General features: G+C 58.0%; 22 protein-coding genes. 14 read left to right on the plus strand and 8 right to left on the minus strand.

Annotation, left to right across the window (positions count from 1 at the left end):
• Positions 1-104 precede the first annotated feature (104 nt).
• Genes G7076_RS02900 through G7076_RS02910 form a run of 3 tightly spaced genes read left to right on the plus strand, consistent with a single transcriptional unit; the run spans position 105 to position 6,697 of the window.
• Positions 105-1,739 (plus strand): AAA family ATPase, encoded by a 1,635-nt coding sequence (locus G7076_RS02900; protein ID WP_166200268.1) that lies wholly within the window; start codon positions 105-107, stop codon positions 1,737-1,739.
• 1 nt (position 1,740) lies between these two features.
• The gene (locus G7076_RS02905; RefSeq protein ID WP_166200270.1) at positions 1,741-5,139 is read left to right on the plus strand and encodes a helicase C-terminal domain-containing protein; all 3,399 of its coding nucleotides are present in this window, start codon (positions 1,741-1,743) and stop codon (positions 5,137-5,139) included.
• Positions 5,117-6,697: a DUF1998 domain-containing protein gene (locus G7076_RS02910; protein ID WP_166200272.1), complete on the plus strand. Its 1,581-nt coding sequence runs from the start codon at positions 5,117-5,119 to the stop codon at positions 6,695-6,697. Before G7076_RS02905 ends, G7076_RS02910 begins: the two co-directional genes overlap by 23 nt.
• Before the next feature lie 143 nt (positions 6,698-6,840).
• On the opposite strand, the gene G7076_RS02915 is transcribed toward G7076_RS02910, so the two are convergent.
• Positions 6,841-6,990, minus strand: coding sequence for a hypothetical protein (locus tag G7076_RS02915; RefSeq protein WP_166200274.1), 150 nt, complete (start codon positions 6,988-6,990; stop codon positions 6,841-6,843).
• Here G7076_RS02915 and G7076_RS02920 point away from each other — a divergent pair.
• The 4 genes from G7076_RS02920 to G7076_RS02935 all read left to right on the plus strand — a co-directional run bounded on the left by G7076_RS02920 (position 6,978) and on the right by G7076_RS02935 (position 12,017).
• Positions 6,978-8,267 carry an ATP-binding domain-containing protein gene (locus G7076_RS02920; RefSeq protein WP_166200276.1) on the plus strand — a complete coding sequence of 430 codons (1,290 nt, stop codon included), beginning with the start codon at positions 6,978-6,980 and terminating at the stop codon, positions 8,265-8,267. The genes G7076_RS02915 and G7076_RS02920 overlap by 13 nt on opposite strands.
• The gene (locus G7076_RS02925) at positions 8,264-9,886 is read left to right on the plus strand and encodes a hypothetical protein (RefSeq protein ID WP_166200278.1); all 1,623 of its coding nucleotides are present in this window, start codon (positions 8,264-8,266) and stop codon (positions 9,884-9,886) included. Before G7076_RS02920 ends, G7076_RS02925 begins: the two co-directional genes overlap by 4 nt.
• Positions 9,887-9,910: 24 nt before the next feature.
• Positions 9,911-11,407 carry an ADP-ribosylglycohydrolase family protein gene (locus tag G7076_RS02930; RefSeq protein ID WP_240913849.1) on the plus strand — a complete coding sequence of 499 codons (1,497 nt, stop codon included), beginning with the start codon at positions 9,911-9,913 and terminating at the stop codon, positions 11,405-11,407.
• Between the two features lie 145 nt (positions 11,408-11,552).
• Positions 11,553-12,017: an isoprenylcysteine carboxylmethyltransferase family protein gene (locus tag G7076_RS02935; protein ID WP_166200280.1), complete on the plus strand. Its 465-nt coding sequence runs from the start codon at positions 11,553-11,555 to the stop codon at positions 12,015-12,017.
• A 30-nt stretch (positions 12,018-12,047) separates the two neighbouring features.
• On the opposite strand, the gene G7076_RS12335 is transcribed toward G7076_RS02935, so the two are convergent.
• Both G7076_RS12335 and G7076_RS02945 read right to left on the minus strand, forming a co-directional pair.
• A complete protein-coding gene (locus tag G7076_RS12335; RefSeq protein ID WP_240913850.1) occupies positions 12,048-12,347 on the minus strand; it encodes a thermonuclease family protein in 300 nt (99 codons plus the stop codon).
• A gap of 692 nt (positions 12,348-13,039) precedes the next feature.
• A complete protein-coding gene (locus G7076_RS02945) occupies positions 13,040-13,564 on the minus strand; it encodes a hypothetical protein (protein ID WP_166200284.1) in 525 nt (174 codons plus the stop codon).
• Positions 13,565-13,713: 149 nt separating this feature from the next.
• Between G7076_RS02945 and G7076_RS02950 the strand changes: the two genes are divergently transcribed.
• Together G7076_RS02950 and G7076_RS02955 are read left to right on the plus strand one after the other, a co-directional pair.
• Positions 13,714-14,028: a hypothetical protein gene (locus G7076_RS02950; protein WP_166200286.1), complete on the plus strand. Its 315-nt coding sequence runs from the start codon at positions 13,714-13,716 to the stop codon at positions 14,026-14,028.
• 44 nt (positions 14,029-14,072) lie between these two features.
• Complete coding sequence (locus G7076_RS02955; protein ID WP_166200288.1) at positions 14,073-14,768, plus strand: hypothetical protein; 696 nt, start codon at positions 14,073-14,075, stop codon at positions 14,766-14,768.
• Between the two features lie 856 nt (positions 14,769-15,624).
• Here the strand turns inward: G7076_RS02955 and G7076_RS02965 are convergent.
• Positions 15,625-16,023, minus strand: a complete 399-nt coding sequence (locus G7076_RS02965) for a hypothetical protein (RefSeq protein ID WP_166200292.1) — start codon at positions 16,021-16,023, stop codon at positions 15,625-15,627.
• A 57-nt stretch (positions 16,024-16,080) separates the two neighbouring features.
• Between G7076_RS02965 and G7076_RS02970 the strand changes: the two genes are divergently transcribed.
• Positions 16,081-16,581 (plus strand): hypothetical protein, encoded by a 501-nt coding sequence (locus G7076_RS02970; RefSeq protein WP_166200294.1) that lies wholly within the window; start codon positions 16,081-16,083, stop codon positions 16,579-16,581.
• 120 nt (positions 16,582-16,701) lie between these two features.
• Here the strand turns inward: G7076_RS02970 and G7076_RS02975 are convergent, their stop codons facing one another.
• Complete coding sequence (locus G7076_RS02975; protein ID WP_166200296.1) at positions 16,702-16,884, minus strand: hypothetical protein; 183 nt, start codon at positions 16,882-16,884, stop codon at positions 16,702-16,704.
• A gap of 135 nt (positions 16,885-17,019) precedes the next feature.
• On the opposite strand from G7076_RS02975, the gene G7076_RS02980 reads away from it, so the two are divergent.
• From G7076_RS02980 to G7076_RS02995, 4 genes are read left to right on the plus strand one after another with little or no spacing between them, the layout of a single operon-like run.
• Entirely contained in the window at positions 17,020-17,595 is a 576-nt protein-coding gene (locus G7076_RS02980) for a TIR domain-containing protein (protein WP_166200298.1), read from the plus strand.
• 35 nt (positions 17,596-17,630) lie between these two features.
• Complete coding sequence (locus G7076_RS02985; RefSeq protein WP_166200300.1) at positions 17,631-18,230, plus strand: TIR domain-containing protein; 600 nt, start codon at positions 17,631-17,633, stop codon at positions 18,228-18,230.
• 6 nt (positions 18,231-18,236) lie between these two features.
• Positions 18,237-19,394, plus strand: coding sequence for a toll/interleukin-1 receptor domain-containing protein (locus G7076_RS02990; protein WP_166200302.1), 1,158 nt, complete (start codon positions 18,237-18,239; stop codon positions 19,392-19,394).
• Complete coding sequence (locus G7076_RS02995; protein ID WP_206367565.1) at positions 19,382-20,047, plus strand: hypothetical protein; 666 nt, start codon at positions 19,382-19,384, stop codon at positions 20,045-20,047. The genes G7076_RS02990 and G7076_RS02995 overlap by 13 nt, the downstream gene beginning before the upstream one ends.
• A 259-nt stretch (positions 20,048-20,306) precedes the next feature.
• Here G7076_RS02995 and G7076_RS03000 read toward each other — a convergent pair whose 3' ends face one another.
• From G7076_RS03000 to G7076_RS03010, 3 genes are all read right to left on the minus strand, one after another.
• Positions 20,307-20,855, minus strand: coding sequence for a DUF1993 family protein (locus G7076_RS03000; RefSeq protein WP_166200304.1), 549 nt, complete (start codon positions 20,853-20,855; stop codon positions 20,307-20,309).
• A gap of 704 nt (positions 20,856-21,559) precedes the next feature.
• The gene (locus G7076_RS03005) at positions 21,560-22,393 is read right to left on the minus strand and encodes a class I SAM-dependent methyltransferase (RefSeq protein ID WP_166200306.1); all 834 of its coding nucleotides are present in this window, start codon (positions 22,391-22,393) and stop codon (positions 21,560-21,562) included.
• 67 nt (positions 22,394-22,460) lie between these two features.
• Entirely contained in the window at positions 22,461-23,975 is a 1,515-nt protein-coding gene (locus G7076_RS03010; protein ID WP_166200308.1) for a CpaF family protein, read from the minus strand.
• Between the last annotated feature and the right edge of the window lie 44 nt (positions 23,976-24,019).

Below are 24,019 nucleotides of genomic sequence, written 5' to 3' on the forward strand. Positions count from 1 at the left end.
CGTAAAGACCTGCAGGGTTGCTCATCGCTAAACCGCTACTTAATAAAGTCTCGCCAAGCCTTGGGGCGTGTTTTCATGATGGCTTGGCTTGTTGGGGGGCGAAAGTGAGGCTTGTACCGTCGCAGGTGCTGAACTGTGAATCCGCGGCGGAGCGGACAATCTTCGGGTACCTAGCTGAAATTGGCTTTAGCTCATACGACATCGGGCTCCATTCACTGAACATTGGCCACCACGAGTACAAGCGTTGGGGAGAGGCCGATTTTTTTATCATCAGCCGCCGGGGAATACTTCTCCTGGAAGTGAAGGGTGGGCGCGTCGCCTGCAAGGACGGCATTTGGGAATTCACTAACCGAAACGACGAGACCAGCCGAAAAAGAGAAGGACCAGCGGAACAGGCCAAGTCCGCATACTTTTCCCTTGAGAAGAACTACCTACACCCAAAGTTCTACCGGGAATTAAAAGGCGTTCCTTGCGGCTGGGCTGTCGTGTTCACCGATATACCAAGGTTCGCAAGCGACGGGTCGACCTTGTTGCCTGAACATCCAGACGAGATCACGGCCTACGAAGAAGATTGCAAGGGACATAATAGCTTCAGAAAGTTCCTCTCGGGTGCCTACGACCACTGGGCGTCGAAACAAAGGAACCCGGTCGATCTCCCGCCCGAGATTGTTAGGGCTATTGCGAGCTCCTTGCGCCCCAACTTCGAGCAGGTCCCGTCTCTAAACAGCCAGCTACGCGAGGTAGAGCAAAGGCTCTACCAGTTCACAGACGAACAGTACGAGAAGCTCGACGCGATCTCCGAAAACGACCGGATACTCGTCACCGGTGGCGCCGGCACGGGGAAGACTTTCGTTGCCGCCGCTTGCGCTCGCTACGAGGCCGCGGAGGGCAGGTCCGTGCTCTTCATCACCAGGAGCCATTACCTTGCCACGTTCCTCGCGAACCAGGGACTGCCGGACGACGTCACGGTCATGACCATCGAGGAGTTGCCGCAGTCCCTAGATAACGGTCAAAAGTGGGACGTCGTGATCGTGGACGAGGGACAGGACCTCTGTTCGTTAGAGTGCCTCGACCTGGTTGACGGCGTTCTCGAGGGAGGGTGGGAACGGGGCCGGTGGCGCTGGTTTGGCGATCCGAATTACCAGGTATCCCCCAGCTTTCCCGTCGACCAGGACTGCCTTGACTACTTGAAGAGCCACGGGGTTGCCACTTCCCTAAAGAACAACATCCGCAACGCTGGAAAAATCGTCGAGGCCATCAAGCTTCTCGCGGGCGCCGACGTTGGCAAGCCGAGTAGCCGGCCCGACAGCGGCACGGTCGATCTGCAGCTGGTCGAGAACGAGAACGAGATCTTGCCAAGAGCTGCCTTAGCGGTACGCAAGTGGTTGAGCGATAACGATGAGTTGCAGCGCAACTCCATCGCTCTTCTCGTCTCCAATCGCACCGACGCAGAGAAGGCAGTCGAGCTTCTCTCGGCGAAAAGCGTGCGAGCAGAAACACTGAGCAAACGAGCATTGGGGGGCAGTCCACGCGACTGCGTCCTCGTCGCGACGGTCGAGGATTTCAAGGGATTGGAACGACCTCTTGTCTGCGTGGCCGGCCTTGGCGCCCGGGAATTCGCTTCAAGCGCATACAAGGCGATCTCGCGTGCCAACCACGCCTTGGTACTTGTGGCCACGCGAAGCTCGGTTGCCGAGCTCACCGAGAAAGCTGCTTCGGGTGGAGCAGGGGGAAATTGAAATGCTAGGTAGGGACAAGGTTCTCAAAGAAGCGCGAAACCGGCTTATCGGGCCGGGCCTAGGGAGCCCCGGGCCAAGCGGCACCCATGACGACGAGATCATCGAAGGTCGCATGAGCCTGGCATACATGATGGGGATGCTCTTCCCCCGGGCCAAGCGGTCCGCGAATGACCTCGGTGGAGACGAGGCTGAAGCTGCGTCGGACGAAGATGCAGAGGATCCCCTCAGCATGTCGAATGCCATGCTTCCGTCCGCCATCGGTACGTCATTGTGCATCGCCCGTGGAAGCAGGATCAGGATACGCGTCGACGCCGCAATCTATTCGCCACTCCCGGTGGAGAAGAGCGCCGGTGGTTCGGATGAAGGTGCGTCGTCAAAGCAGGTCACTGTCGAGGCGACTCCCAGCGCAGACTCGCAAGCGGGAGATGTCGCTGTCGCGACAACCCCAGTTGAAACTGAAGAGCGCGCTAAGCAAGACAAGCCGATCCAACGATGGCAGCGTTGCCAACTAGAGCAATCCAATAAAGAGGTAGACACAGCAGGGCTCGAGCCGACCCCGGTTCTCGAAGGGCGCGCGATCCTCGAGGTTCTTTCGAGGGAACTCCCTAACGGTGACGCCCTCCTGACGGTGAGCGTATCTAACACGGGCGAGGCCCGGAACGCCAAGTCCAGCGAGGAGACTCTTTACCAAGTATCGATCTTGGCCGAGCCCGTCGAAGGTCGCATTCTCAAGTACCCGTCGGCCAGATACGTGCCACCGACAGACGAAGAGCGTGAACTTCGTGTTATTTATGGCCAGCAGAGGCCATACGCTGTCGGGCACGGCGTTGCGGCCGATTGGAAGATAGATGATGGTCGATGCGCTTGGGTCAAGACAGAAGCGCTCCCGACTGCACACGTCTGGCGGCCAGACTTCGATAACTTATCGCTAGCGGAGAACGGGTCCCGCCTAGTCTTCCCGGACGAGGAACTTTTCAAAGTCGCGCCCCTGGCTAGCGGCGAGCTCAGCGGTCCTGAGTTAGTTACGAGGCTTACCGGACTGGTCGACTTCTACGAGAAGTGGATCGAGACCCAGGCCAAGATCTCGATAGACGAGGAGTTGGCGGACGACGCCGAGAGAATGTTAGGGCGATGCCGCCGCAGCGCGGATCGTATGCGACAAGGCGTCGAGATTCTCCGCGATGAAGATACTGCTCGGTGCTTCAGGCTAGCCAACCAGGCCATGCTAATGGCCATGTCACACGCGACGCGAGCGTCGGGGCGCGGCCGTCAGGATGGCCTGCAAGGCCCATTTGAGCTTGGAAAGGCCGACACTGACCCAATCGATTATCTCGCAAACGATGCGAAGTGGCGCCCGTTCCAGCTTGCCTTCTTTCTACTCGTACTCCCGTCGTTAGCGGGAGACGAGCTGCCCGATCGGGACCTCGTGGACGTCATCTGGTTTGCTACCGGTGGCGGCAAGACTGAGGCATACTTGTTCGTCTCGGCGTTCGAGCTTTTCCGACGGCGGATCGTCGAGCGGAAAGCCGGCGGTGGGACAGGGGTGATCAATCGCTACACGTACCGGTTCCTGACCGCCGACCAGTTCCAGCGAACCGCCGGAATGATCTGCGCAATGGAGATGATCAGGCGAGAGTTAGCTACGAAAGGCGACACGTCCCTCGGTGACGAGGAGTTCTCGATCGGCCTTTTCGTCGGCGGAGAAGTAAGCCCAAATTCCTTTGCTGGTAGCGAGGACGGGGCCCTCGGCCGGACACAAGAACTATTCGACGCGGCTAACCCTCGTGACGCGAATCCCTTTCCAATAGAAAGTTGTCCCGCATGCGGCACGTTGCTGGTCCCCGAGAGCAGGAAAACGAAGCCCGACGGTAGCCCTGACGAAGCATATTACGGCTTCCTGGCCACGGCCAATAGCTTCGTTACTAGGTGCCCCGAGGAAGACTGCGCTTTTCATGGCGGTTTGCCCGTCTACTTCGTCGACGAGCAGTTACTCAGAGCGCCACCCTCTTTTCTGCTGGGAACAATCGACAAGTTCGCGATGATTCCTTGGAAGGAAAACGGGGGCGCCTTGCTGGGCGTCGGAACCGGCCGATCACCCCCGTCGCTAGTTATCCAAGACGAGCTTCACCTGATATCTGGTCCACTCGGCACCTTGGCTGGAATTTACGAGGCCGCGTTCGAAACGCTAATGTCCGCGGGCGGCACCCTCCCGAAGGTGATTGCCTCGACCGCGACGATAAGGAACGCGTCAGTGCAGTGCCGCAGGATATACGGCCGCCCCTCTGCAGTTTTCCCGTCGCCCGGCTTGCGAGCCGAAGACTCCTTTTTCTCGAAACTCGATACGGGCAACAAAAACCGTTCTCGGCTCTATGCCGGCGTTATGGCCCAGGGGCTTCGCGCGACCGTCGCCGCCTCGTGGACAATGGCGACGCTCCTCCAGTCCTCGTACGAGCTCGCGGAAAAGGGCGATCTTACGGAGGACGAGACGGATTCTTATTGGACGCTCGTTGCTTACCACAATAGCAAGCGGGAGCTCGGTCGGATCGTCAATGCTACTCGCGACGAGATTCCCACGAGGATGAAAGTCTATGCCTCGGACGAGCCATTTGAGCGTCCCTCCAATTTCGATGTCCTAGAACTCAAGGCGCATGCTGAGACACCTGTCCCGAGAGCCAGGCAGCTACTGGCTCGACGTCATAGTGCGGAACAGCCCGCAATTGACGTGGTGCCTTGCACGAACATCATCTCCGTGGGGGTCGACATCGATCGGCTGGGCCTGATGATGGTCAATGGCCAACCTAAGCTCAGCGCGGAATATATCCAGGCAACGAGCCGCGTGGGCCGTGGCAAGGTTCCTGGGCTCGTCGTTGCGGCCTATTCACCGAGCAAGCCGCGGGACCGATCACACTACGAGGCATTTCGCGATTACCACGAGCGCTTCTACAGCTTCGTGGAGCCTACGAGCGTGACGCCGGGCGCTTTGCCAGCGATTGAGCGCGGCCTCCATGCTGCGCTCGTGACCGTGGTTCGGCACGGGGCAGGCTTACGAAAGAATTCAGCCGCGAAACAATTCAATCCGTCACTGCCCAGGGTCGCGGCGGCGATCGAACGCCTCGAGCAACGACTATTGGATGCCTACAACGGCGAGCAAGAGGCCGAGGAACGCGAGCGCATCTCGAGCAAACTGGCCGAAAAAGTGGCGGAATGGGCTGGCTGGGCCGAGGCCATCGAAGGGCTCCAGTATTGTTTCGCGAGCCAGCAAAGGCGGCCTCACCTGTTGGTTCGCTATGGAAACAAGAAAATCGACGGTGCCGGCTGGCACACGCTGCAGTCGATGAGACACGTCGACAAGGAAATCACGCTGGAGGACGTCGGCATTGCCCAAGCCAAGCATTCGTAGCGGCCAGTTGATTAGCCCTTTCGGGGTGGGCTCGCTCTGCGAGATCGACGGCCAATCTTTCTTCGTTCGCGGAACAGGCAGTTGGCCAAGAGGCTATAACCTCGAGAAAATCGAGGTTGGCTCGCTTACCAACCGAGTGAGGCCGCGCCAGCTCAAGAAGCCCATGGAATCCGTTGCCATAATGCGTTTCCCGCATTGGCACTTCTGCCCCGAGTGCCGGCAAATGACGAGATGGACGCCGGACAAGGACAAAGAGCTGGCCAAGGACGATGGCACGCTGCCGCGACCGACGTGCGACGGGCGCAAGTGCAAGAATGCCCGCCTAGTCCCAATGCGATTTGTCGCAGCCTGTGACAACGGGCATTTAGACGAAATCGATTGGTACGGGTGGGCTCACCGCGGACACCAGCCCGCGAAACAGGGAACATGCGCCCGGAACACCGCGAGACTCAGCTTCGAAGTCTCTGGAAAGAGCGGTGGCGACTTTTCGAGCATGTTTATCCGCTGCAGCTGCGGTGCCTCCGGGGACCTAGAGGGGATCGCAGACGGTCCGCTCCCACAAAAATGCCGCGGGTACCAACCTGGAGAGTCTACCGCGACTTGCATTGATGCTGACAACAAGAGCAGTCCCGGCTCACCTGCGCCGCTTTTCATGGAGCCGAGGGGATCCAGTTCCCTGCACTACGCCTCGGTCATTTCAGCGCTCGATATCGACGGAGACGCGCACGTGGATGCGTGGGAAAAGCTGCGCTCCGATGAAATCTATCGCAACCTGGTCCAATCGGCTTCAAACCTCGTCGAATTCAACAAGGGCGACACCAGCGTCGCGGTGCAGGCGTTTCGTTTAAACGTTGAAGCACGTGGCCAAGAGGTGGGATTGCCTGCTGACGAAGCCATTGAGTGTTTTACGGCCGACATCTCCGCTCGAGATGATGAGGGGTCGGAGAATTCGATCGATGAAATTAGCCAACAGGGGATCCTCGACGACGAATTCCCGGTTCTGGCTAACCCCACGGGTCAGCAGTCGCGCTGGCTGATTGCACGCCCCGCCATGCCGACCTCGCGCTTTAAACTCGACGAGCTCTTCGATCGCTTTGTAAGGGTCGAGAGGCTCCGCGAAGTGCGGGCGTTCCGAGGCTTTCAACGGCGAAACGTCTCGGAAAAGCATGCGATGATCTCCCCCTCTCTGGGGCGCGACCAACCTGACTGGCTCCCGGCCATGATGGTCCTCGGAGAAGGTGTATTTCTCCAGTTCTCAAACGCGGCGATCGAGAAGTGGCGCACAGAGAACAAGAAGGCGATCGAGGAGTTCACTGATTCCCACCTGGTAAATTCCGAGAAGCTGGGTCTCCCTTCGAGGATGGGCTTCAACGCGAACCCGACCTTCATCATGGTCCACACTTTTGCGCACTTGCTGCTGAACCAGTTGTCCTTTGACTGCGGTTATTCATCGACCTCGCTCAGGGAACGCATTTATTGCGGCACGGACTCAGAGCCTTATGCTGGCCTCCTCATTTACACGGCGGACTCGGACGCGGAGGGATCGATGGGGGATTGAGCGAGATGGGCGCCCCGGAGAGATTGGAAGACGTCATCTACCGGGCAGTGTCCCGGAGCCAATGGTGCTCGGGTGACCCGGTTTGCCGTGAACTCGACGCCCAAGGCATTGACGGGCTTAATCGCGCTGCTTGCCACGCGTGCTCATTGGTTGCCGAGACGAGTTGCACCTTCTCGAATATTCTTCTCGACCGGGTTCTTGTCTCTGGCGATGGCCGGCAGAACGGTCGAGGCGTAAACGAACCAGTTGGCTATTTCAGCCAGGTACTGGAGGTCTAGGAATGCGTTTCCCATCCTATAGCGACTTGGACCGCGAACAGCGCCGCATATACGGGGAGGCGCCGGGCGACGGCGCCATTCTCGTTGTCGGACCGCCCGGCACTGGCAAGACGGTGATGGCCTTTCATCGCGCGCAGAAGCTCCAGAAGCTGGGGCAGAAGCCACACGTGATCATGTTCAACAAGGTTTTGGCCAAGTACACCTCGACCCGCTCGAACGTGGCACCAGATGTCGGCGTCAGTACGATGCATTCCTGGGCTAATAGTTGGTGGCGCGCGGCTACTGGTGCCCGGATACCTAATGTCGCCGATGATCGCTGGACCCACGATTGGAACGAAATCTGTGCGAGGGCCCTCAAATCTTGCCACGAGGGCAGAGCAGCAGGGTTGTCTTGGGGTCATCTAATTGTCGACGAAGGCCAGGACTTCCCGCCGCAGATGTACATGGCGCTTGGAATGATTCTGAAGCAGCTGGAAGCGACAGGTGTGTCAGCTCAGGTTACGATCTTTGCCGACGACAACCAACGTCTCCAAGCTGATCGCAACAGCCGCATAAAAGACATCCGGAACAACCTGCTAATTTCCGGGACAGCTGAGCGAAACTTCGTCCTGAAAAAGAACTTTCGGAATACTCGGCCAATTGCCGAGTTTGCTCGACATTTCCAGGTCGGCAATGAAAGCGGGATCTCGGAGTTGCCGGACGCGGATGGTGAGCATCCCGAGGTGATCTTCGCTTTGAACGACCGTGACATCGCCGACTTCATAACCCGCAAGGCAAGGTTGAATCCGGGAAAGCAAGTCGGGGTCATCGTCTACGGCGGGAAGCGCGAGGTCCAACGGGCCTACAACCAGGTGAAGTCGCGTCTCGAGGGAGTCCGAAAAGCTCCTCGTTTGCAAATGTACCTCAGCAAGGACAAGAAACATACCGAAGATGCGCTAGATTTTGATAGCGGCAACACGATTACGTTCCTGCATTGCCAGTCCGCTAAGGGCCTCGAGTTCGACATCGTGTTCTTCCTTGGAATGGAAGCCATGAGCGTTGATACGTCGGGCTTCCTGAATGAGCGAATGGCTCTTTATGTCATGAGCTCTCGCGCTCGCTCAGAACTTTATCTTGTCTTCAAGGATATCGATCCGAGGGCAGGGTTGCCTGCTTCTTCGAAGCTCCTTCCACGTCCCTCCAGTAAGTTGTGCCGATACGTCGGGCTCGGCTCGCTCGACCAAAACATCGGTGATTTCCAAGACATGATTGAGGCCAACGACAATTTCCACGAAATGGAGGCGGCCGAGTGACGGACGAGAAGCGCACGCTCGAGCTGGACTTCGAGGCAAGGGAGAGTGGCGTTAGCACTTCATGGGAGCTTCTCGTTCCGATGCATCTCGACAATTTCGCACTGGCGTTGGCATCCGGGTACATTGGCGGTTCTTTGAAAAAAGACGCCGCGCAGGACATCCAGTCATTGGTCGGCGAAGGCGTCGTCGGGTTCATCGAGATAGTACCCAGTTGGGCACTTACTGAGGGAGAGCCGGGGGACAGGGTCATCGCCGTAATCCAACGAGAGGGACCTTCGCCAGCGCAAGGCCAGCCAGAGCTCTGCGCGGGGCCGATTAGGATAACCCAAGTCAAACGCGCTTACTTCAAGGATGACGCTTCACTTGCCAACTTCGTCGCTTCTTACGACGCCTTTCCGGACGTCGCTACGAACTTGGTCGACAAAGAAGTCAAATGGCCTTCCGGCGGAGACGCGGAACGCCCGGATGGCCTTGATTTTAAGCCCCTCCTGGGAAAAGCCGGGCGAGCGGAACTTGATTTCTTCGGCGGCCTTGGAGCGGGCGTCCTCGCCCTTCTGGCGGGCAGCGAGCTGGACGATGCGCTTCTCAGTTTCCTGCAAGAACCCGGGCGTGGCGTTGCAGAAAATGCTCGCAATTTGCTGCTTGCGCTCGAGCCGCGCTCCTCCAGTTTCGACGTTACCATCTGGAGTGTTGCGGTCGAGGCACTACGCAGGCGGTTCGGAAAAAAGGGATTCGATCGCCGTGAGTTTCTGGCGGAGATCGAGGGCAGCGTGGTTGGCTTCGGCCCGGAGGCTGATGCCTGGCTGAAAGGTTGTCAGAAAGTCGTCGACGCCGAGATCGACATTCCGAGCCTCGCTGATAATGAAAAGATCGGCCGGAGGGCCGCGCTGGCCGTCATTCTCTTGCACGACCCTTCGAGTTTGGACGAACTCGAGGACAACCTCGAGGCCGGGCCGATGGTCCGGGCGCTTGTCACCGCGGCGGTGTATGCATTTAATGGACTTTCCCGCGCCGACGAGGGGTTGAAGACCCCTGCGGCCCGGATGGATGCGGCCCTCGAGATTGGTGAGCAGCTTTTAGCCGGCAATCCGGTGAACGTTGAGGTCGAGACGAGCCGGATTTCAACTGACCTTTCTCGCCATCAACTGGTCAACATCGCCGGCAAGAAGGCACTTGAGAAGGTTGTCGAGCCGCCTGCATACCTGGTCATGCTCAAGGCAAGGATCCAAGAAGCCGGCTACAAGGTGGGACTCGACGCGGCGTCTGGTCGGATCGGAATCCGGTCCGGCAAGGCCAACGACGAGCTCATAATAGTGGAGCACTGTCGGCGCTCGACACCTGCAAACCCGATCGTGAACCTAGTTCTCCCCATTTCGGCCCTGGGGGCCCGGCCGAGCGTGGCCGCGCTCAAGAAGTTAATGTCGACGGCTTGGGAGCACGGTACCGCTGTCGCGCTGCGGGAAGTCGAGGGCGTAGAAGAAGTGGTAGCCTTGGCAAGCCTGCCACTTGCCACACTTGACCGCGACGAACTGAATTTTCATGTCGAACGCTTGCTCCTGGTTTTCGCCGACCTGGCTGGAAGGCCGAAAAAAAGCCGACGCGTGAGGAAGGCAGCCTAGTGGGGCGGAGCAGAGCGCATCTCCGTGGCACGAACTAGCCTTACCCACCCCCTTGAGATCGCAGCCATCCAGGCTGGCGAAGGGCTCGGCCGCATCGGGCTGACCTTCTGCCCGGGGAAGGTGCAACCGAACGCCGTCTCAGGTTCGTGGGAGCGGGACTTGAACGTTGATCTCGACGCGGTCGAGGCCTGGGGGGCAGCGGCCGTCGTTACACTGATCGAGCCTGGAGAGATGGCGGCGCTCAAGGTTGAAGCGCTCGGTGAGCAGGTCGCCAACCGTCACATGACTTGGTTCCACTTACCCATCCCTGACGTCGGCATTCCGGGTGCGCAGTTCGAGTCCAGCTGGGCTGCCGCTGGGGAAGCCCTCCGCGCGCTTATTCGCAGCGGCTTCGATGTCGTCGTCCATTGCAAAGGCGGCTTGGGGCGCGCGGGAATGATTGGCGGTCGGCTTCTTGTCGAGCTGGGCTGGGATCCCACGATGGCTATCCAAGCGGTGCGCAGGGTGCGACCAGGCGCTATCGAGACAGAGGCTCAGCGACAGCACGTTCTGAACACGGCAAGTATCGACGAGCCCTTTCGGGATGCTTCCAAGGACGCGGTCGAAGATCGTGCCCTCGGCTGCCTGTTGGGTCTCGCGGTTGGTGATGCCGTCGGAACCACCCTCGAGTTCACCGCGCGCGATAGCAATCCCCGCCTGAAGGACTTGGTCGGAGGTGGCCCGTTTGGACTGGATGCCGGTGAATGGACCGACGATACCAGCATGGCGCTCGCGCTTGCAGATAGTCTTCTCAAAAGCGAGCGGCTGGACGAGGTCGATCTCATGCAGCGCTTCGTGCGCTGGTGGAGAGACGGAGATTACAGCTGCCGTGGTACATGTTTCGACATTGGAATTACCACCCGGCAAGCCTTGTCGAAGTTCGAGACGACCGGCGAGCCGATCGCAGGATCAACCGATCCTCAGTCCGCCGGCAACGGGTCGCTGATGCGGCTAGCGCCCGTGGTCCTTCACGGTCTTGCCATAGGCGAACTTGGAGGCACCACGGCCGCGGTTCAGCAGAGCCGCACGACCCACGGAGCGCAGACTTGTATCGATGCCTGCGACGGCTTCGCGTTTAGACTCTATCTTGCGGTCACGGGCAAAATGCGGTCGTATGTGTTTGATTTCAAAGGCCACGGGGCAATCGATCCCGCGATCGGTACCATCTTTGAAGGTTCGTGGCGCGGCAAGCGACGCAGCGTGATTAAATCGAGCGGTTATGTCGCTCATTCGCTTGAAGCGGCGATGTGGTGCGTTGCGCGAACATCCAACTTTCGCGACGCGGTGCTGCTTGCTGCAAACTTGGGCGACGATGCCGACACGACCGCTGCGATTACGGGGCAGCTAGCAGGAGCATTGTATGGAAGCTCGGCCATCCCCTCTGAATGGCTGGAACGCTTGGCCTGGCGCGAGAAAATTCAGGATGTCGGCTGGCATCTCATATCCCGGCCAGGGTCAGGACCTCGTCTCCACCCAACTTGACGATCAAAACCGTAGTGGTGACGGGGGCGCCTAGAGCTTTTTGCCATTCCTGCCGATGATTGGGGCAAGGTTGAACGACGAGTACCTGCAGGATTAGGTCAACAAGGCAGACGTAGGTAACTGCACAGCTGGCAGGAACATTGACGTGCAAGACCAAGACAATCCCGGCGTCGTCGTGCCTCCCCCGTTGTTAATCTTTGCTGCCCTTCTCGTGGGACTTGCCATTGATCCGGGTCTCCGTATTTGGCCGGCAATTAAAATCGAGACTGCACTCCCTGCTGCTTTCCTAGGGACAGCAGGTATCGCGATCGGTGCAATTGCACTTGGCCTGTTCAAGCACTTCAAGACGCGGCCAGAGCCGTGGAAACCTGCGTCCGCCTTGGTCACTACGGGCGTGTACAGTTTTACTCGGAACCCCATGTATCTCGGAATGCTGCTGATCTATGCGGCGATCGCGCTGTTGTTCCGCAGTGTCTCTGCGGGTGTCCTTCTAATTCCACTGATCCTAGCCTTGGACCAGCTCGTTATCCGCAGGGAGGAACAGTATCTCGGCCGCAGGTTTGGGCCGCAATATGAGGAATATCGACGACATGTGCGCCGATGGTTTTAGGGGTGACATAACGAGGTGATGGGCTGCTGATTAGCACCAGGGCCGCTTGCTACCTTCGTACCAGCGAGCAAGCCCTTCGCTGACCAGGACTTCACCGACGCTTGATCCGTCAACCAGCACGAGGCGAAGCTTGCGGCCGAACCTGTCGGCGTCGCGTCCGATTGATTCGACGGTGAGTTTTCCCGAGTTCACGAGCTCGTGGAGCCGCTGCGTCGCTCGATTGCCGAGCGCCAGTTCCTCGGAGCAGCGAGGACTATGTGTCTCGGGGGCATCAATGTCGGCGATTCGAATGTTCTGACCGTTGAGCCAGATCGTGTCGCCGTCGACCACGCAATTCGTTCCTCCGCCTGTATGACAGAAGCCGAAACTCGCGGGGACGTTTGTCGTTTCTCCCGTTCCTGCCGGGGGCTCCTCAGTTGCCTGACCACGAGATGCCCATTCCAGGTCGCTGCTATCCGCAACCGGCTGGCGAGCTGCCTGGGTCTCGTTCCACAAGATGGCATTGTCCGGGACAGCAACTGAATGGCCGCTCGGCCATAGCCCCACGGTTAGGCCAACAATAATTGCTCCGCCCCAGAGCGGTAAGTAGCGCGACCAGCCGGGCTCACGCTTGGCATCTGGCCAGAAACGCAGGGGGTCACGGCGCCCACCCCGAATGACACTGAATTTCCTACGCGAACGACTCATGCAATTAACCTAGCCGTCGGCTTGTGGGCCTGTCACCAATCTTGCCCGGCAACGGGCGTTCACGAATCGTTCTCGTGCAGATAAGACGAGGAATGTCCACGAAGCACGTACGCACGGTCGCCGATCTCGTCAGATTTGGTTGTGGCTTGAGGATCGAGTGCGAGGAGTGCGGATCAGCCAGGAGCCTGGATGGCTACCAGGTCGGAGCGAAGGCAGGCGCCGGCGCCTTGTCGGCAGTAAAGCGGCGGCTCAGATGTTCCCGGTGCGGAGCAAAGGCCGCGCGGCTGACCGTATTGCCGCCTGTCTAGCGAGGTAGTTCAAGCAACCAGCTAGATTCATGCTTGCCGCAAGCGTTGGCGGAACTGGCCCAAGGTCGATCGTAGGCGGCTCCCGTCTCTCTCGACGGCGGTCAAGGTTTCCGAAGCTTCACTTTCTGTAATCACCAGCAGGTCCGAAGACTCACGACCTGCACGAAGTGAGAGCACACGAGCAGCGAGGTGCCAATTGCCCCGATGATCCAAGGTCACGGTAAAGGTACCGTGCGCTAGTTGTGCCCGGAGCGTGTCATGCTCCTTGAATTTAATCAGGGCATCAGCAGCTATCCCTGCCTCTTCGGCGAATTCCCCACCGGCGCCGATAGCGTTCCAGAGGGCGTCATATCGCTGGCCGAGCAAGTGGGGCAGCTTGATGGATTTGCCTCGCTTATCGACCGTTGCCAGGAAAAGGAGCGTTTGCGTTACCGCAGTCTCGCTTCGAGCGAATGCGTCCAGGCAGCGTCCCCGCCAGGTAGCAGCCGCATCGCGCGCTCTCTCGAACGCTGCGCGCGGCATGGCTGCTTCGATGGGACTGGCGGCGTTCATGGAGAAGATGTAGCCACACCAAGGTTTACGTGACGTAAGCGCGCCTAGGCGGATCGGCGGCTGGATTATCAATCCGTCGACGGAGGTGATCTGATGATACTTATTGAGTATTGCTTCGCCGGCCTCGCAAAATCTTTGAGGATTTCTGAATGGCGGTCAGCAAGAGCCTCGAATCTGCCTTCAACAACGCGATGATGGATATCTACGTTCGCGCAAAGAAGGAAGCGAAGTACACGGCTTCAATCTTCCATCGCATGCTCTGCGAAAAGGGCGGTCTGGCGACAGCGAAGCAGCTGTTAAACGATGCAACCGTTTCCCAGGGATATACAGCACTTTGGGAGAGAGGCCGACTGGATCTTACCGTCGAGGCAGTGGTCGTCGATAACCCTTCCTGGCACCAACTTTTCACAGACGAGGAGTTGAGCAGGGCGCGGAAACGCCTTTCCGACTATGGGTATTCGTAAGGCGGCGGGTTGAGTCCGGATGCCCAGTCAGAAACTCGCGAGCGATGCAAATTGACACCTCATTTGACGTCAGGTTCGACGCCGGCGGCAAAGACCCTGACACGCACAGCCCGACCCTGCGCCAATATCATCGGAAACTTTGGAGCAAGCCGCTGCCTAGCGGCAGGCCCTTCGACCTCAGTGACAAAGTGCCCGGTGTTTACCTCCATCACCGTTCCGACCTTGGAGAGTTTTTTCTGTCCAGTGACTCGATTGTAAATTCGCTGACGCGGTGGAAATCGATGGGACACATTTGCGCGCTTTTCTCGGAGGAAGAAAACGAAGCATTTCGAACAATTAACTCCACAGTCGGCGCGACGATCATCTTTCCGGGCAACTGGATTGGCGGGAAAAACACGATCAATGGTGCGCGCGGTTTCATCCGAAAGATCGCTGACAGGATGGACCTCACCCTCGAATCCATCCGTCGTCACTACTTGGGCGAGCCGAGTCCGCTTGGTGAGACCCTCTCAAGGTACGACGATTTTTTCCAGTTGTTCGAAGACTTCGAAGGGTACGTCGACTTTTTCCTCCTGCAAGACCTCGTGGACGAGGACTCCGGAGTAAAGTTCTTCATGCCGTTTGATGATTTCGAAGGACCATCGGTTCCGCAGGACTTGGACACCTATAGGACATACCGACATCGCAGCATCGAGTTTGTCGCGGCGCGCAATAGTCGGATTGAGGGACAGTCTCTTTGATTTACTTACCATAGCTTCGTGGACTGTCCAGAATTGCCTTCCCTCGCCTCGGTCATTGTGAGTGCCATGATTCAGCGAGGGGTAGTTGGGTGGGCTCGGCTCGACGTTCGCCTTACAAACTGCCGAAATGATGCCCCGAGAAGAAAATCACTTAAAGCTTTCCAGCCCGTCCCAATCTTCGAAATGGGCCCACTTCCGCGGAGTGTCTCGCGCGAGCGGATGAGCTAGCCGTCCTTCTTCGAGCGTGCTTTCCATGCGCCCAAAGTTACAGGGGGCACAGGTCACCACCATATTTTCCATTGTGCTCGGTCCACCCCGACTATTTGGGAGAATATGATCAAACTGCATCCATAGGCACTGGAAGGCAGCATGTTGCGAGGCGTTCGTCGTCCCCCATGTCACTGCCTGGGGATACGCTGCTTGAAAGCGCGCTCGCACAGAAGCCCGAATTACCGGAAGACCACAGAAACGACAGTGGAAGCCATCCCTGCGGATTAGCAATGCCCTTGTCGCCGCCGACGGCATCCGGGGCTTTGGCCGATCCGCGACAGGATAGTACGGCGGCGCATCTATCACGTTGATGAAAGCGTGACGCTGTTTCCCACCCGGCCCCCAGACGGACTCCGTGAAAGCCTTCACCTCTGGCATATTGGCCGCGATAATCAGTTCCGCCGCCGCTTTCATATTGCCGTCACGATGGGCAGCGGCGGCCGATTTCAAGAGAGCGGCCGCCTCGAAACATGCTCGGATCGGTTCAACGAGGCATTGTCGCAGAGGCGGCATCACTTCCATCCCGAGAGTCTATCCGACGGGACGTGGGCTTTCCATCAGCGCACAAAGACACCGAGTTGATGGGTCAATCTTCCGCGTGCTGATCGCACAAAGTCCGACAATGTCCCTGACGGTTGGTCTGAGTGTTCGCCACCGCACCGCATTCTTCGCACATTGAACGGGATATCGCCGTCGCGGCTTCGATCAGCCGATGCGCTTCGGGTGAGCCGCGATTAAGATACACTCGAAGCTCACCAAACTTCTGCTTGGCCTGTATGACAGCCAGATCGCTATCGACGCCGGCTAGGTCCGAGACCAGTTGATCGAATAGATTTCGCCAACCGTTCGGGATCGACCAGTGTCGCAAGGGAGAAGTATTCGCCATTCGCCCGTTGTAATTGATGGTGGATACATTGGCGAGCATTGGCCGATTGCGGACCGGCAGTTTTCGGAACATTAATAAGAAAATTTGCCATTTGCTCACGCAGGAAGTGGCAGCATCTGTCCACCGGCGAGTCTTGCCTTCTCTTGGAGCGCACTCTTGGATCTGACGACAAAGACCGACCCCGAGATCGAAACCTGGATCAGAAATTACGAAAATGCGGGCAAGACATCCGAAACGTTCTACCTTGAGCTGCTGGAAGAGCGTGTTCGACGTACGCAGCTAAAGCAAAGGCTGGATTTCGACCGATCGCTAGAGCACTTGAAGCAGGCGGCCATTGACCATGCCTGCATCTCGTATGGCGAACTGGCGAAGGCAAGCGGCGTGGAGTGGTCCAAGGCCAGACACCAGATGAACGGCTCCAGCGGCCATCTCGATCGCCTTCTAGACCTTTGCTACGCTCGCGGCCTGCCTCTGCTAACAGCGACATGCGTCAATCAAGATAACGTCGCGGATGGAGAGCTTGGAGAGGAGGCCTTGGCAGGCTTCGTTGCCGGCGCGCGCAGGCTTGGTCTCGTGGTCCACGATCCGCGCGAATTCCATCATCGATGCCGCGACGAATGTTGGGAATGGGGTGCGAAGGAACAGTCGGGCGACTGAGGCTCGATCTTTTTCCGGCACTGGGCGGAAGACCGAATGTTCAAGTTGCGGCTTACTATTCGGCTACGGCGAAGGTTACATCTCTGAGGAGGTTTCCCTCTGTGACTCTTGCGACGGGGGTTAATGGCGCAAGCGGACCAGACGGGTGTTGGGAAAGGCATCAGGGTTTTCAGCCGGCCCCTGCAAGAATTGATCTTTTTCCCTTTCCATTAATGGCGTGCAGAAATCGCGGCCTGAACCGAAACTGGCTGCAAACAGACCGAGCGCTTTAGTGACCTCGACGGCGAAGCAGTCGATGGGCACCAGTCATCACAAGCTAAAATCGAGCACCAAAGCGATCACTTTCCGAGAAACCCTACGTAAAAATGCCTCACCTGGCTGGTAGCACCTTTGCGCTTTTGCTAATCGGAATTTCTCTGCTGATATTATGGAACGAGAATGGCGACTTTTACTGAGCAACTGGTGCGGGAGCGCGCACGCCGTCAGACCACCTTTAGGTCTGCGGATGCCCTACTTAAGGAAAGCTCTGTTAGGTCTCCACCATCTCAGAATTACGACATCTTTCTTAGCCACTCGGTGCTAGACGCCGAGATCGTCCTCGGTCTGAAGCTAATGCTCGAAGACCTCGGCCGCAGCGTTTACGTTGACTGGATTGATGATTATCAGCTTGATCGATCAAGAGTGACGCCCGCCACTGCCGATAGACTAAGGCAAAGGATGCGGCAGTGCCGATCGCTGATGTATCTTTACACACAAAACTCGCCCAGTTCCAAGTGGATGCCTTGGGAGCTAGGGTTTAGCGATGGACATCATGGAGCCGTCGCCATCGTACCCGTAACCGTCCAGCCGCAGCAGAACTTTCAGGGCCAAGAATATCTAGGGATCTACCCGTGGGTTGGCGTTGCAATACCCCTCGCTGGGATACCTGAGCTTCGTATTCAGAAGAACCAGTTCGATTATCGAAGCTGGCAGACGTGGAAGGTGGCCCCGCGAGATTTCCGGGTCACCGCCTGAGAATACCCTTTCAATCAGTTCGAACGGATCAAACGATGGCACGCCGTACCTTCTTCTCCTTTCACTATGCGCCGGATGTCTGGAGGGCGTGGAACGTCCGCAACAGCTGGGTTGTGCAGAACTCGCGGGAGAGCCAAGGCTTCTTTGACAGTAGCGTATTCGAGTCGAAGAAGCGCGAGAGCGAAGATGCGTTGAAACGCTTCCTGACAGCGGGTCTTAGCAATACTTCCGTGACCTGCGTTTTAGTAGGCACCGAAACCGCCAGCCGTCGATGGGTGCGCTACGAGATCGCCCGCACCGTCTTGAAGGGCAATGGTTTGCTGGCCGTCGACATTCACGGCGTTAAGAATAAGGATGGGAAAACCTCAACTAAAGGCGCCAATCCGCTCGCCTCGATGGGTCTCTACCTGGCCAACGGGAGTATATACCTAGCTGAATATAGTGGCGGGAAGTGGGTGAAGTACTCGGATTACACGCTTGCCATACCGGCTCGGGACTTGTGGTTACCGGCACCAACTTCGTCTACAGTTATACCGTTATCCAATCATTGCGAGCGTTACGACTACTGCACGCAAGACGGTTACAACAAACTCGCTGGGTGGATTGAGGCTGCGGCCAAGACGGCAGGTAAGTAGGACTGCGTGGCCTTCTATGAGCTCTTGATCCTGGGCAAACCAGAGAAGTGGCAAATGGCCGCGCTAGCTGATCGCCTTACCGAAGCAGCTCAGGTTTTCGATTTGGATGTGCCGTCCCAACTCGCGTGGAGGTCCGCCGATCAAGCCAGCCATCGCGAGAGGAAGGCTGCAACGGCAGCGGTGTTCTTCGGGGGTGATCTTGATGCCGACGGTGAACTAGTAGCCGAACTGCAGGCCGATGAAATCCCCGTCATCCCAGTGGTGGCGGCAGGAACGTCCTTCAACGATCAGGTGCCCGACGCTCTCCGGTCTACGAACGGATACTTCATCCCGGACGGCGACGATCAACTGGAAGCGCTTGCGGCGGTACTCCTTGAGTCGGTTGGCCTGCTGCACGAGCAACGGCGAGTTTTCGTAAGCTATCGGCGGACGGAGTCGCGCGAAGTCGCGGTGCAGTTACACGATCTGTTGAGCGCACGGAATTTCGACGTCTTCTTGGACACCCACGATATCCGGCCCGGCAAGCCCTTTCAGGAGATGCTGTGGCATCGACTAGTCGATTGCGACCTAGTCATCGTGCTAGATACACCTGACTACTTCGGTAGCAAATGGACCACACAGGAGTTCGGTCGCGCCTTGGCCAAAGGCATTCACATCCTAAGACTAATCTGGCCGGGACACGCGCCATCGAGACACTTGAGTCTCGCCGACAGTATTCCTCTTAGCGGTCTCGACTTTACACCCGACAACCGCCTCACAGCGGCGTCCATTGGCCATATTGTACAGCGCGCCGAACGACTGCGCAGTCGGAGTATCGCCACCCGCCATCTTGAGATCGCCGGTAAGCTTAGACTGGAAATTGAGCGTATCGGCGGGCGCTTCGAAGGCATCGGAGCACATCGCTCGATATCTCTATCGCTGCCCTCCGGTCGGCGCGTCTGGGCTTATCCGGCTGTGGGCATACCAACCGCCGACATACTCAACGACGTGCAGAGTAAGGCGGAGAAAGCCGTCACGAAGGGTTTTCCGCTACTCATTTATGATCATGTCGGCATCAGGGACGCATGGCTTGATCATCTGAAGTGGCTCGACACTCATATCAGTGCTGTCCGTGCCTTGAGGGTCATGGACGCAGCTTGGGAGCTCGTAGCTTGGGACAATTAAGCGGATCAGGGGCAATCTTCCTGTCGGCTGGTGTTCCCGATCCGGATGCCAAACATTTCATGGGTGAGGGTGACTCGGCCGCAATCACAGCCGCTGTCTCAGCATTACTCTACGTCGCACTTGGCCGCCGTCGATTGGTTTGGGGTGGGCATCCCGCGATCACGCCTATGGTTTGGTCCGTCGCAGAAGCGATGAACGTTGACTATAGTGGGTGGGTTAGACTCTATCAGACGCTCGCCTTCAAGGACGACTTCCCGGAAGAAACTGCAAAGTTTCAAAATGTGGTTTTCACTGAGGCCGTGGGGTCAGATATTCCACTAAGCCTCGAGGTCATGCGCAAGAAGATGATCGGAGACACCAGCTTTGATGTGGCTGTCTTCATCGGAGGAATGGCCGGTATCATGGAGGAATACGAGCTCATTCGCGCATCAGCATGCCCTGTTAAGATCATTCCGCTCGCGTCAACAGGCGGAGCTGCTTTGTCTCTCCATCAGCAGGTTCAAGCAGATCCCGAGCTTGAAGAGGAGCTCGATTACGTCTCGCTCTTCCATAAGCAACTCGAGATTGATCCAAACGAGAGACGCTATCGGACGCCGAGTGAGCAGCCAGTAGAGATCGCCGATCGAATAACCGTCCCGTTCTCAAGGGAGTGACCGTTGTTGGGCGCGCGCGGTGCAGCTTACCGCGGCCGGGTTGGGCACAAAGCGGCCATTAGGGGACGAAGGATTGAATTTGGAAAAATCGTAACGATTCCATCGATCCAACGCTCGGGTGTAATCCGGGTGTAACTCGGGTGAAAACGACGAAAAAGGCCCATTTGAGCTCAATTCGGGTGAGATTCCTTTAAAATAAATCGCAGATTTCTGCTATTTTTTAGCGGCTGCCTTCGTTGACATCGCAGGGGTCGCAAGTTCAATCCTTGCCACGCCCACCATTATTTATCTCAGTAAACGGCTGACTCGACGCGATATGCCGGCTCATATGCGGCAAGAAATCCATCTTGCCGATGTCTAGTCCCGCGTGGCGCAGCAACGCGTAGGCCATAGTCACGTGAAAATAGAAGTTCGGCGCGATCCAGTCCCGAATATCCTCTTCCGACGACATCACGAAACGGACCCCATTGGGCAATGTTAGATCGACGGTGGTGTCCGCATCTGCCCAGTCGGCCGCATCGCATTGATCGACATGCGCTCGAACCGCTGAAATGCGTTCACGGACCTCCGCGAGCGAACCGTATGAGTTCTCCTCAAGGGGAAGCGTTTTTCCGGCGACTTGATTTAGTGCCAGCAGTACTTGGTTGAGGGCGACACGGAACTGCATCTCAAGCGGGAACATATCCTCAGTGAGCTTCCGACTGAGCACATTATCCGCCATTCCGGCATCTTGAGCCTTACAGGCAAGGTGATCCAAAGTGCCAAGCATGTTGGCGAAGACCGTTCGAGCCGACTGTGCGTAAGACATTCCCGTGCCTTCTGGAGGTTTTTCGGAGGGCTAGAACATCGCGATAGTTCGTCAACGAAAATTACCTGCGCTACCGGCAGTCGGCGTTTGAAATTAGCTCTTAGCTCGGGCGGTACCGAGGCATTCTGTAGGGCAGCATGAACTGCACGATCGGTGAGCGAAAGCGGTCTAGGTTCAGGCTTTCCTGGACCATCTGTACAGGCTTCCCGAGCAGGCGGGCAGAAACGGTCGAAGCGGAGGGCGCTGGCAAAGTGGGAGCCAGCGCGGCGGATTCCTTCATAACAAACCACAGCACCACCTGCGCGATGCGTCCGGGACCAGGTCCAGACGCGGAATACCTCTTCAAGCGATTCCTTTCCGAAGTTGGAATCCCGTTAGGCCGAGCCGCTCCAGCGGACGGAAGGGGTCGGCCGTCAATCTGGAATCAGCGAAGTCTGCGGCTAGGAAGTTGAGGCCATCTCAATTCATCACTTGCCCTGACCTGGGTCACCTCGCGCATGAAGAGACCCCCGAATTGATCAGCTCGGCGATCAAGAACTTACTGGAAGGATACTCGAGCGGAAAGGTCGACAATTCTGCTCAAAAACAAAGCACCGCTCCGATGCCTTGTAATCTTATGGCTGTCCAAGACGCGCTCATTACTTACGGCGGGAGCGATCGACTGGTAAGTTTGAAACTACTCCACGCCCACCATTTCTCCGTTTTTACCGCGGCTTGACGAACTTCAGCGTCATCCTGTCGCTTTCCCCGATGGCGAGATATTTCTCGCGGTCCTGATCCTTGAGCCGCAGCGACGGCGGCAACGTCCACACACCGTCCGGCCAGTCAGCTGTATCCTTGGGATTCGCGTTGATCTCACTCGATCCGGCGAACTTGAACCCTGCCGCTTCGGCTAAGCGCCGAACCGTCGAGACCTTGATGTAGCCGCTGGTGCGCTCGCGCTCGGCGTCGGCGCTCTCTGGAAGCCGATGATCCTCGATTCCGAGCACACCGCCTGGCTTCAGCATGGCGTAGATCTGACGGAAGGCTTCCGCGCTGTAATCCTGCTTATTGTCCCGGCGATAGCCCATCCGCCAATTATGCACGTTGCGGAAGGTCAGCACTGCATCGGCCGTTCCCGCCGGAACCTCGGCGGCTTTTCCATCGAAAACAGGGAAGTCGGCAACCTTCAGTGCGCCGTAAGTCGCGGGATTGGCCTGCTTCAATTTGTCGATTCCGCTTCGACCCCAATCAGGCGCAGCGGTATAAAGGGTGCCTCCGCCCGCTGCGAGGTAGGGAGCCAATACCTCCGTGTACCAACCGCCGCCCGGCCAGATCTCGACGACGGTATCGCTCGGCTTGATGCCGAAAAAAGCTAGGGTTTCGGCGGGATGGCGATAACGGTCGCGTGCACGGTTTGACTCCGTGCGGGTCGGCGCGGCCACGGCGGCCTTCAATGCGGACTTCTGATCGCCGGTCAGGGCACTTGGTGCCTTGGCCTGGGACGATGCCAGCGGCATTGCGGCTGCGAGCAACAAAATGGCGTAATGACGGCCCATGACGATTTCCCCTCACTAATTGCGTCGATATTGGCGACGACAAGCGGAAGGGGCAAGGGTTGGGGCGTTACAGGCAGGCTTCCAGATACGGCTGGTCGAAACCGAACTGCTTGGCCTTTTCCAGCGTGTAGGGGCGCAGGCCCATGGCGCGGTATTCGCCGATGATCTTCCCGTCCGCAGTCTCATCCAGATACTCGAACTTGAACAGCTCCTGGGTGACGATGACTTCGCCTTCCATGCCGATCACCTCGGTGATGTTGGTTGTGCGGCGTGAACCGTCGCGAAGGCGCTTCACCTGAACGATCAAGTCGACCGAGTCCGCGATCTGGCGAGAGATCGCTTCCTTCGGAATCTTGATGTCGCCCATCATGACCATGTTTTCCATACGGGCCAGGCATTCGCGCGGGCTGTTGGAGTGGAGTGTTGCCATTGAGCCGTCGTGACCCGTGTTCATTGCCGCCAGGAGATCGAAGCACTCCTGGCCGCGAATTTCGCCCAGGATGATGCGGTCAGGACGCATACGCAGGGCGTTGATGACAAGGTCGCGAATGGTGATCGCGCCCTGGCCCTCGAGGTTTGGAGGCCGGGTTTCGAGCGGCAGCCAGTGCGGCTGTTGAAGCCGAAGCTCGGCTGCGTCCTCGATGGTGATCACGCGCTCGCCCGGGTCAATCATCTTCGACAGTGCGTTGAGCATCGTCGTCTTACCAGAACCGGTACCACCGGAAATGACGATGTTCATGCGGCAGGCGCCGGCGATCTTTAGGCAAGTCGCCATCTTCTCCGACATCGAGCCGAAGCCACGCATCATGTCGAGCGTGATCGGCTTCTCGGAGAACTTACGAATGGAGATGGCAGTGCCGCGAAGTGACAGCGGCGGGATAATGACGTTGACGCGGCTGCCGTCCTGGAGGCGGGCGTCGGCCAGCGGTGTGGTCTGGTCGACGCGGCGGCCGACTTTGTTCACGATGCGCTGGGCGATCTGGAAAAGATGCTCCTCGTCGCGGAACTGGATCTGCGCCAGCTCCAGCTTGCCCTTGCGCTCGACAAAGCACTGGTCTGGGCCATTGACCATGATATCGCTGACGGCCGGATCGGCAAGCAGCTCTTCCAACGGACCGAGACCTAGAAGCTCGTCGACCAGGACCTTTTCAAGCGCAAACTGCTCACGCCGGTTCAGGTTGATCTTCAGCTCGGTCAGGACCTCGGAGATGATCGGCCGGAATTCCTCCGCCAATTCGTCCTTGCCGAGGGTCGCGGCAGCTTCCGGGTCGACGCGCTCAAGGAGGCGCGGAAGCACCTGTTCCTTGATGCGGTGGACCGAAGCCTCGAAACCTTCGGATTTGGACGAGGCTGCTTCACCGCTGGCATTCTGGCGCTGGTTCAGGCGGTCGAGGGCACCCATGGGCGGCCCGCCCGCAGGCGAAGGCACGTCTCCAGGAAGATCCTCGATCGGCGGAAACTGCTCTCCGCCTTCCTCAGGCGCATCAGCGCTTGCAGGCGAGCTGGGACCGCCCTTCATCGGCCTGGCCACGCCAAACTGCGGCCGGGAGCCCATGCCGTTGCGCTTACCGAATGCGTTCATGTCCAACTCGTCCCGATCGTCCGTTATGGAAATCGGGATGGTGA

The sequence above is a fragment of the Sphingomonas sp. HDW15A genome (assembly GCF_011301715.1).
In the GTDB taxonomy this organism is placed as follows: Bacteria; Pseudomonadota; Alphaproteobacteria; order Sphingomonadales; family Sphingomonadaceae; genus Sphingomicrobium.

What these genes read in the sequence shown, in the direction of transcription:
- G7076_RS02905 (WP_166200270.1), top strand. Translation starts at nt 1,741, where the DNA reads ATGCTAGGTAGGGACAAGGTTCTCAAAGAAGCGCGAAACCGGCTTATC.
- G7076_RS02920 (WP_166200276.1), top strand. Translation starts at nt 6,978, where the DNA reads ATGCGTTTCCCATCCTATAGCGACTTGGACCGCGAACAGCGCCGCATA.
- G7076_RS02915 (WP_166200274.1), bottom strand. Translation starts at nt 6,990, where the DNA reads ATGGGAAACGCATTCCTAGACCTCCAGTACCTGGCTGAAATAGCCAAC.
- G7076_RS02945 (WP_166200284.1), bottom strand. Translation starts at nt 13,564, where the DNA reads ATGAACGCCGCCAGTCCCATCGAAGCAGCCATGCCGCGCGCAGCGTTC.
- G7076_RS02950 (WP_166200286.1), top strand. Translation starts at nt 13,714, where the DNA reads ATGGCGGTCAGCAAGAGCCTCGAATCTGCCTTCAACAACGCGATGATG.
- G7076_RS02955 (WP_166200288.1), top strand. Translation starts at nt 14,073, where the DNA reads ATGCAAATTGACACCTCATTTGACGTCAGGTTCGACGCCGGCGGCAAA.
- G7076_RS02980 (WP_166200298.1), top strand. Translation starts at nt 17,020, where the DNA reads ATGGCGACTTTTACTGAGCAACTGGTGCGGGAGCGCGCACGCCGTCAG.
- G7076_RS02985 (WP_166200300.1), top strand. Translation starts at nt 17,631, where the DNA reads ATGGCACGCCGTACCTTCTTCTCCTTTCACTATGCGCCGGATGTCTGG.
- G7076_RS03000 (WP_166200304.1), bottom strand. Translation starts at nt 20,855, where the DNA reads ATGTCTTACGCACAGTCGGCTCGAACGGTCTTCGCCAACATGCTTGGC.
- G7076_RS03005 (WP_166200306.1), bottom strand. Translation starts at nt 22,393, where the DNA reads ATGGGCCGTCATTACGCCATTTTGTTGCTCGCAGCCGCAATGCCGCTG.
- G7076_RS03010 (WP_166200308.1), bottom strand. Translation starts at nt 23,975, where the DNA reads ATGAACGCATTCGGTAAGCGCAACGGCATGGGCTCCCGGCCGCAGTTT.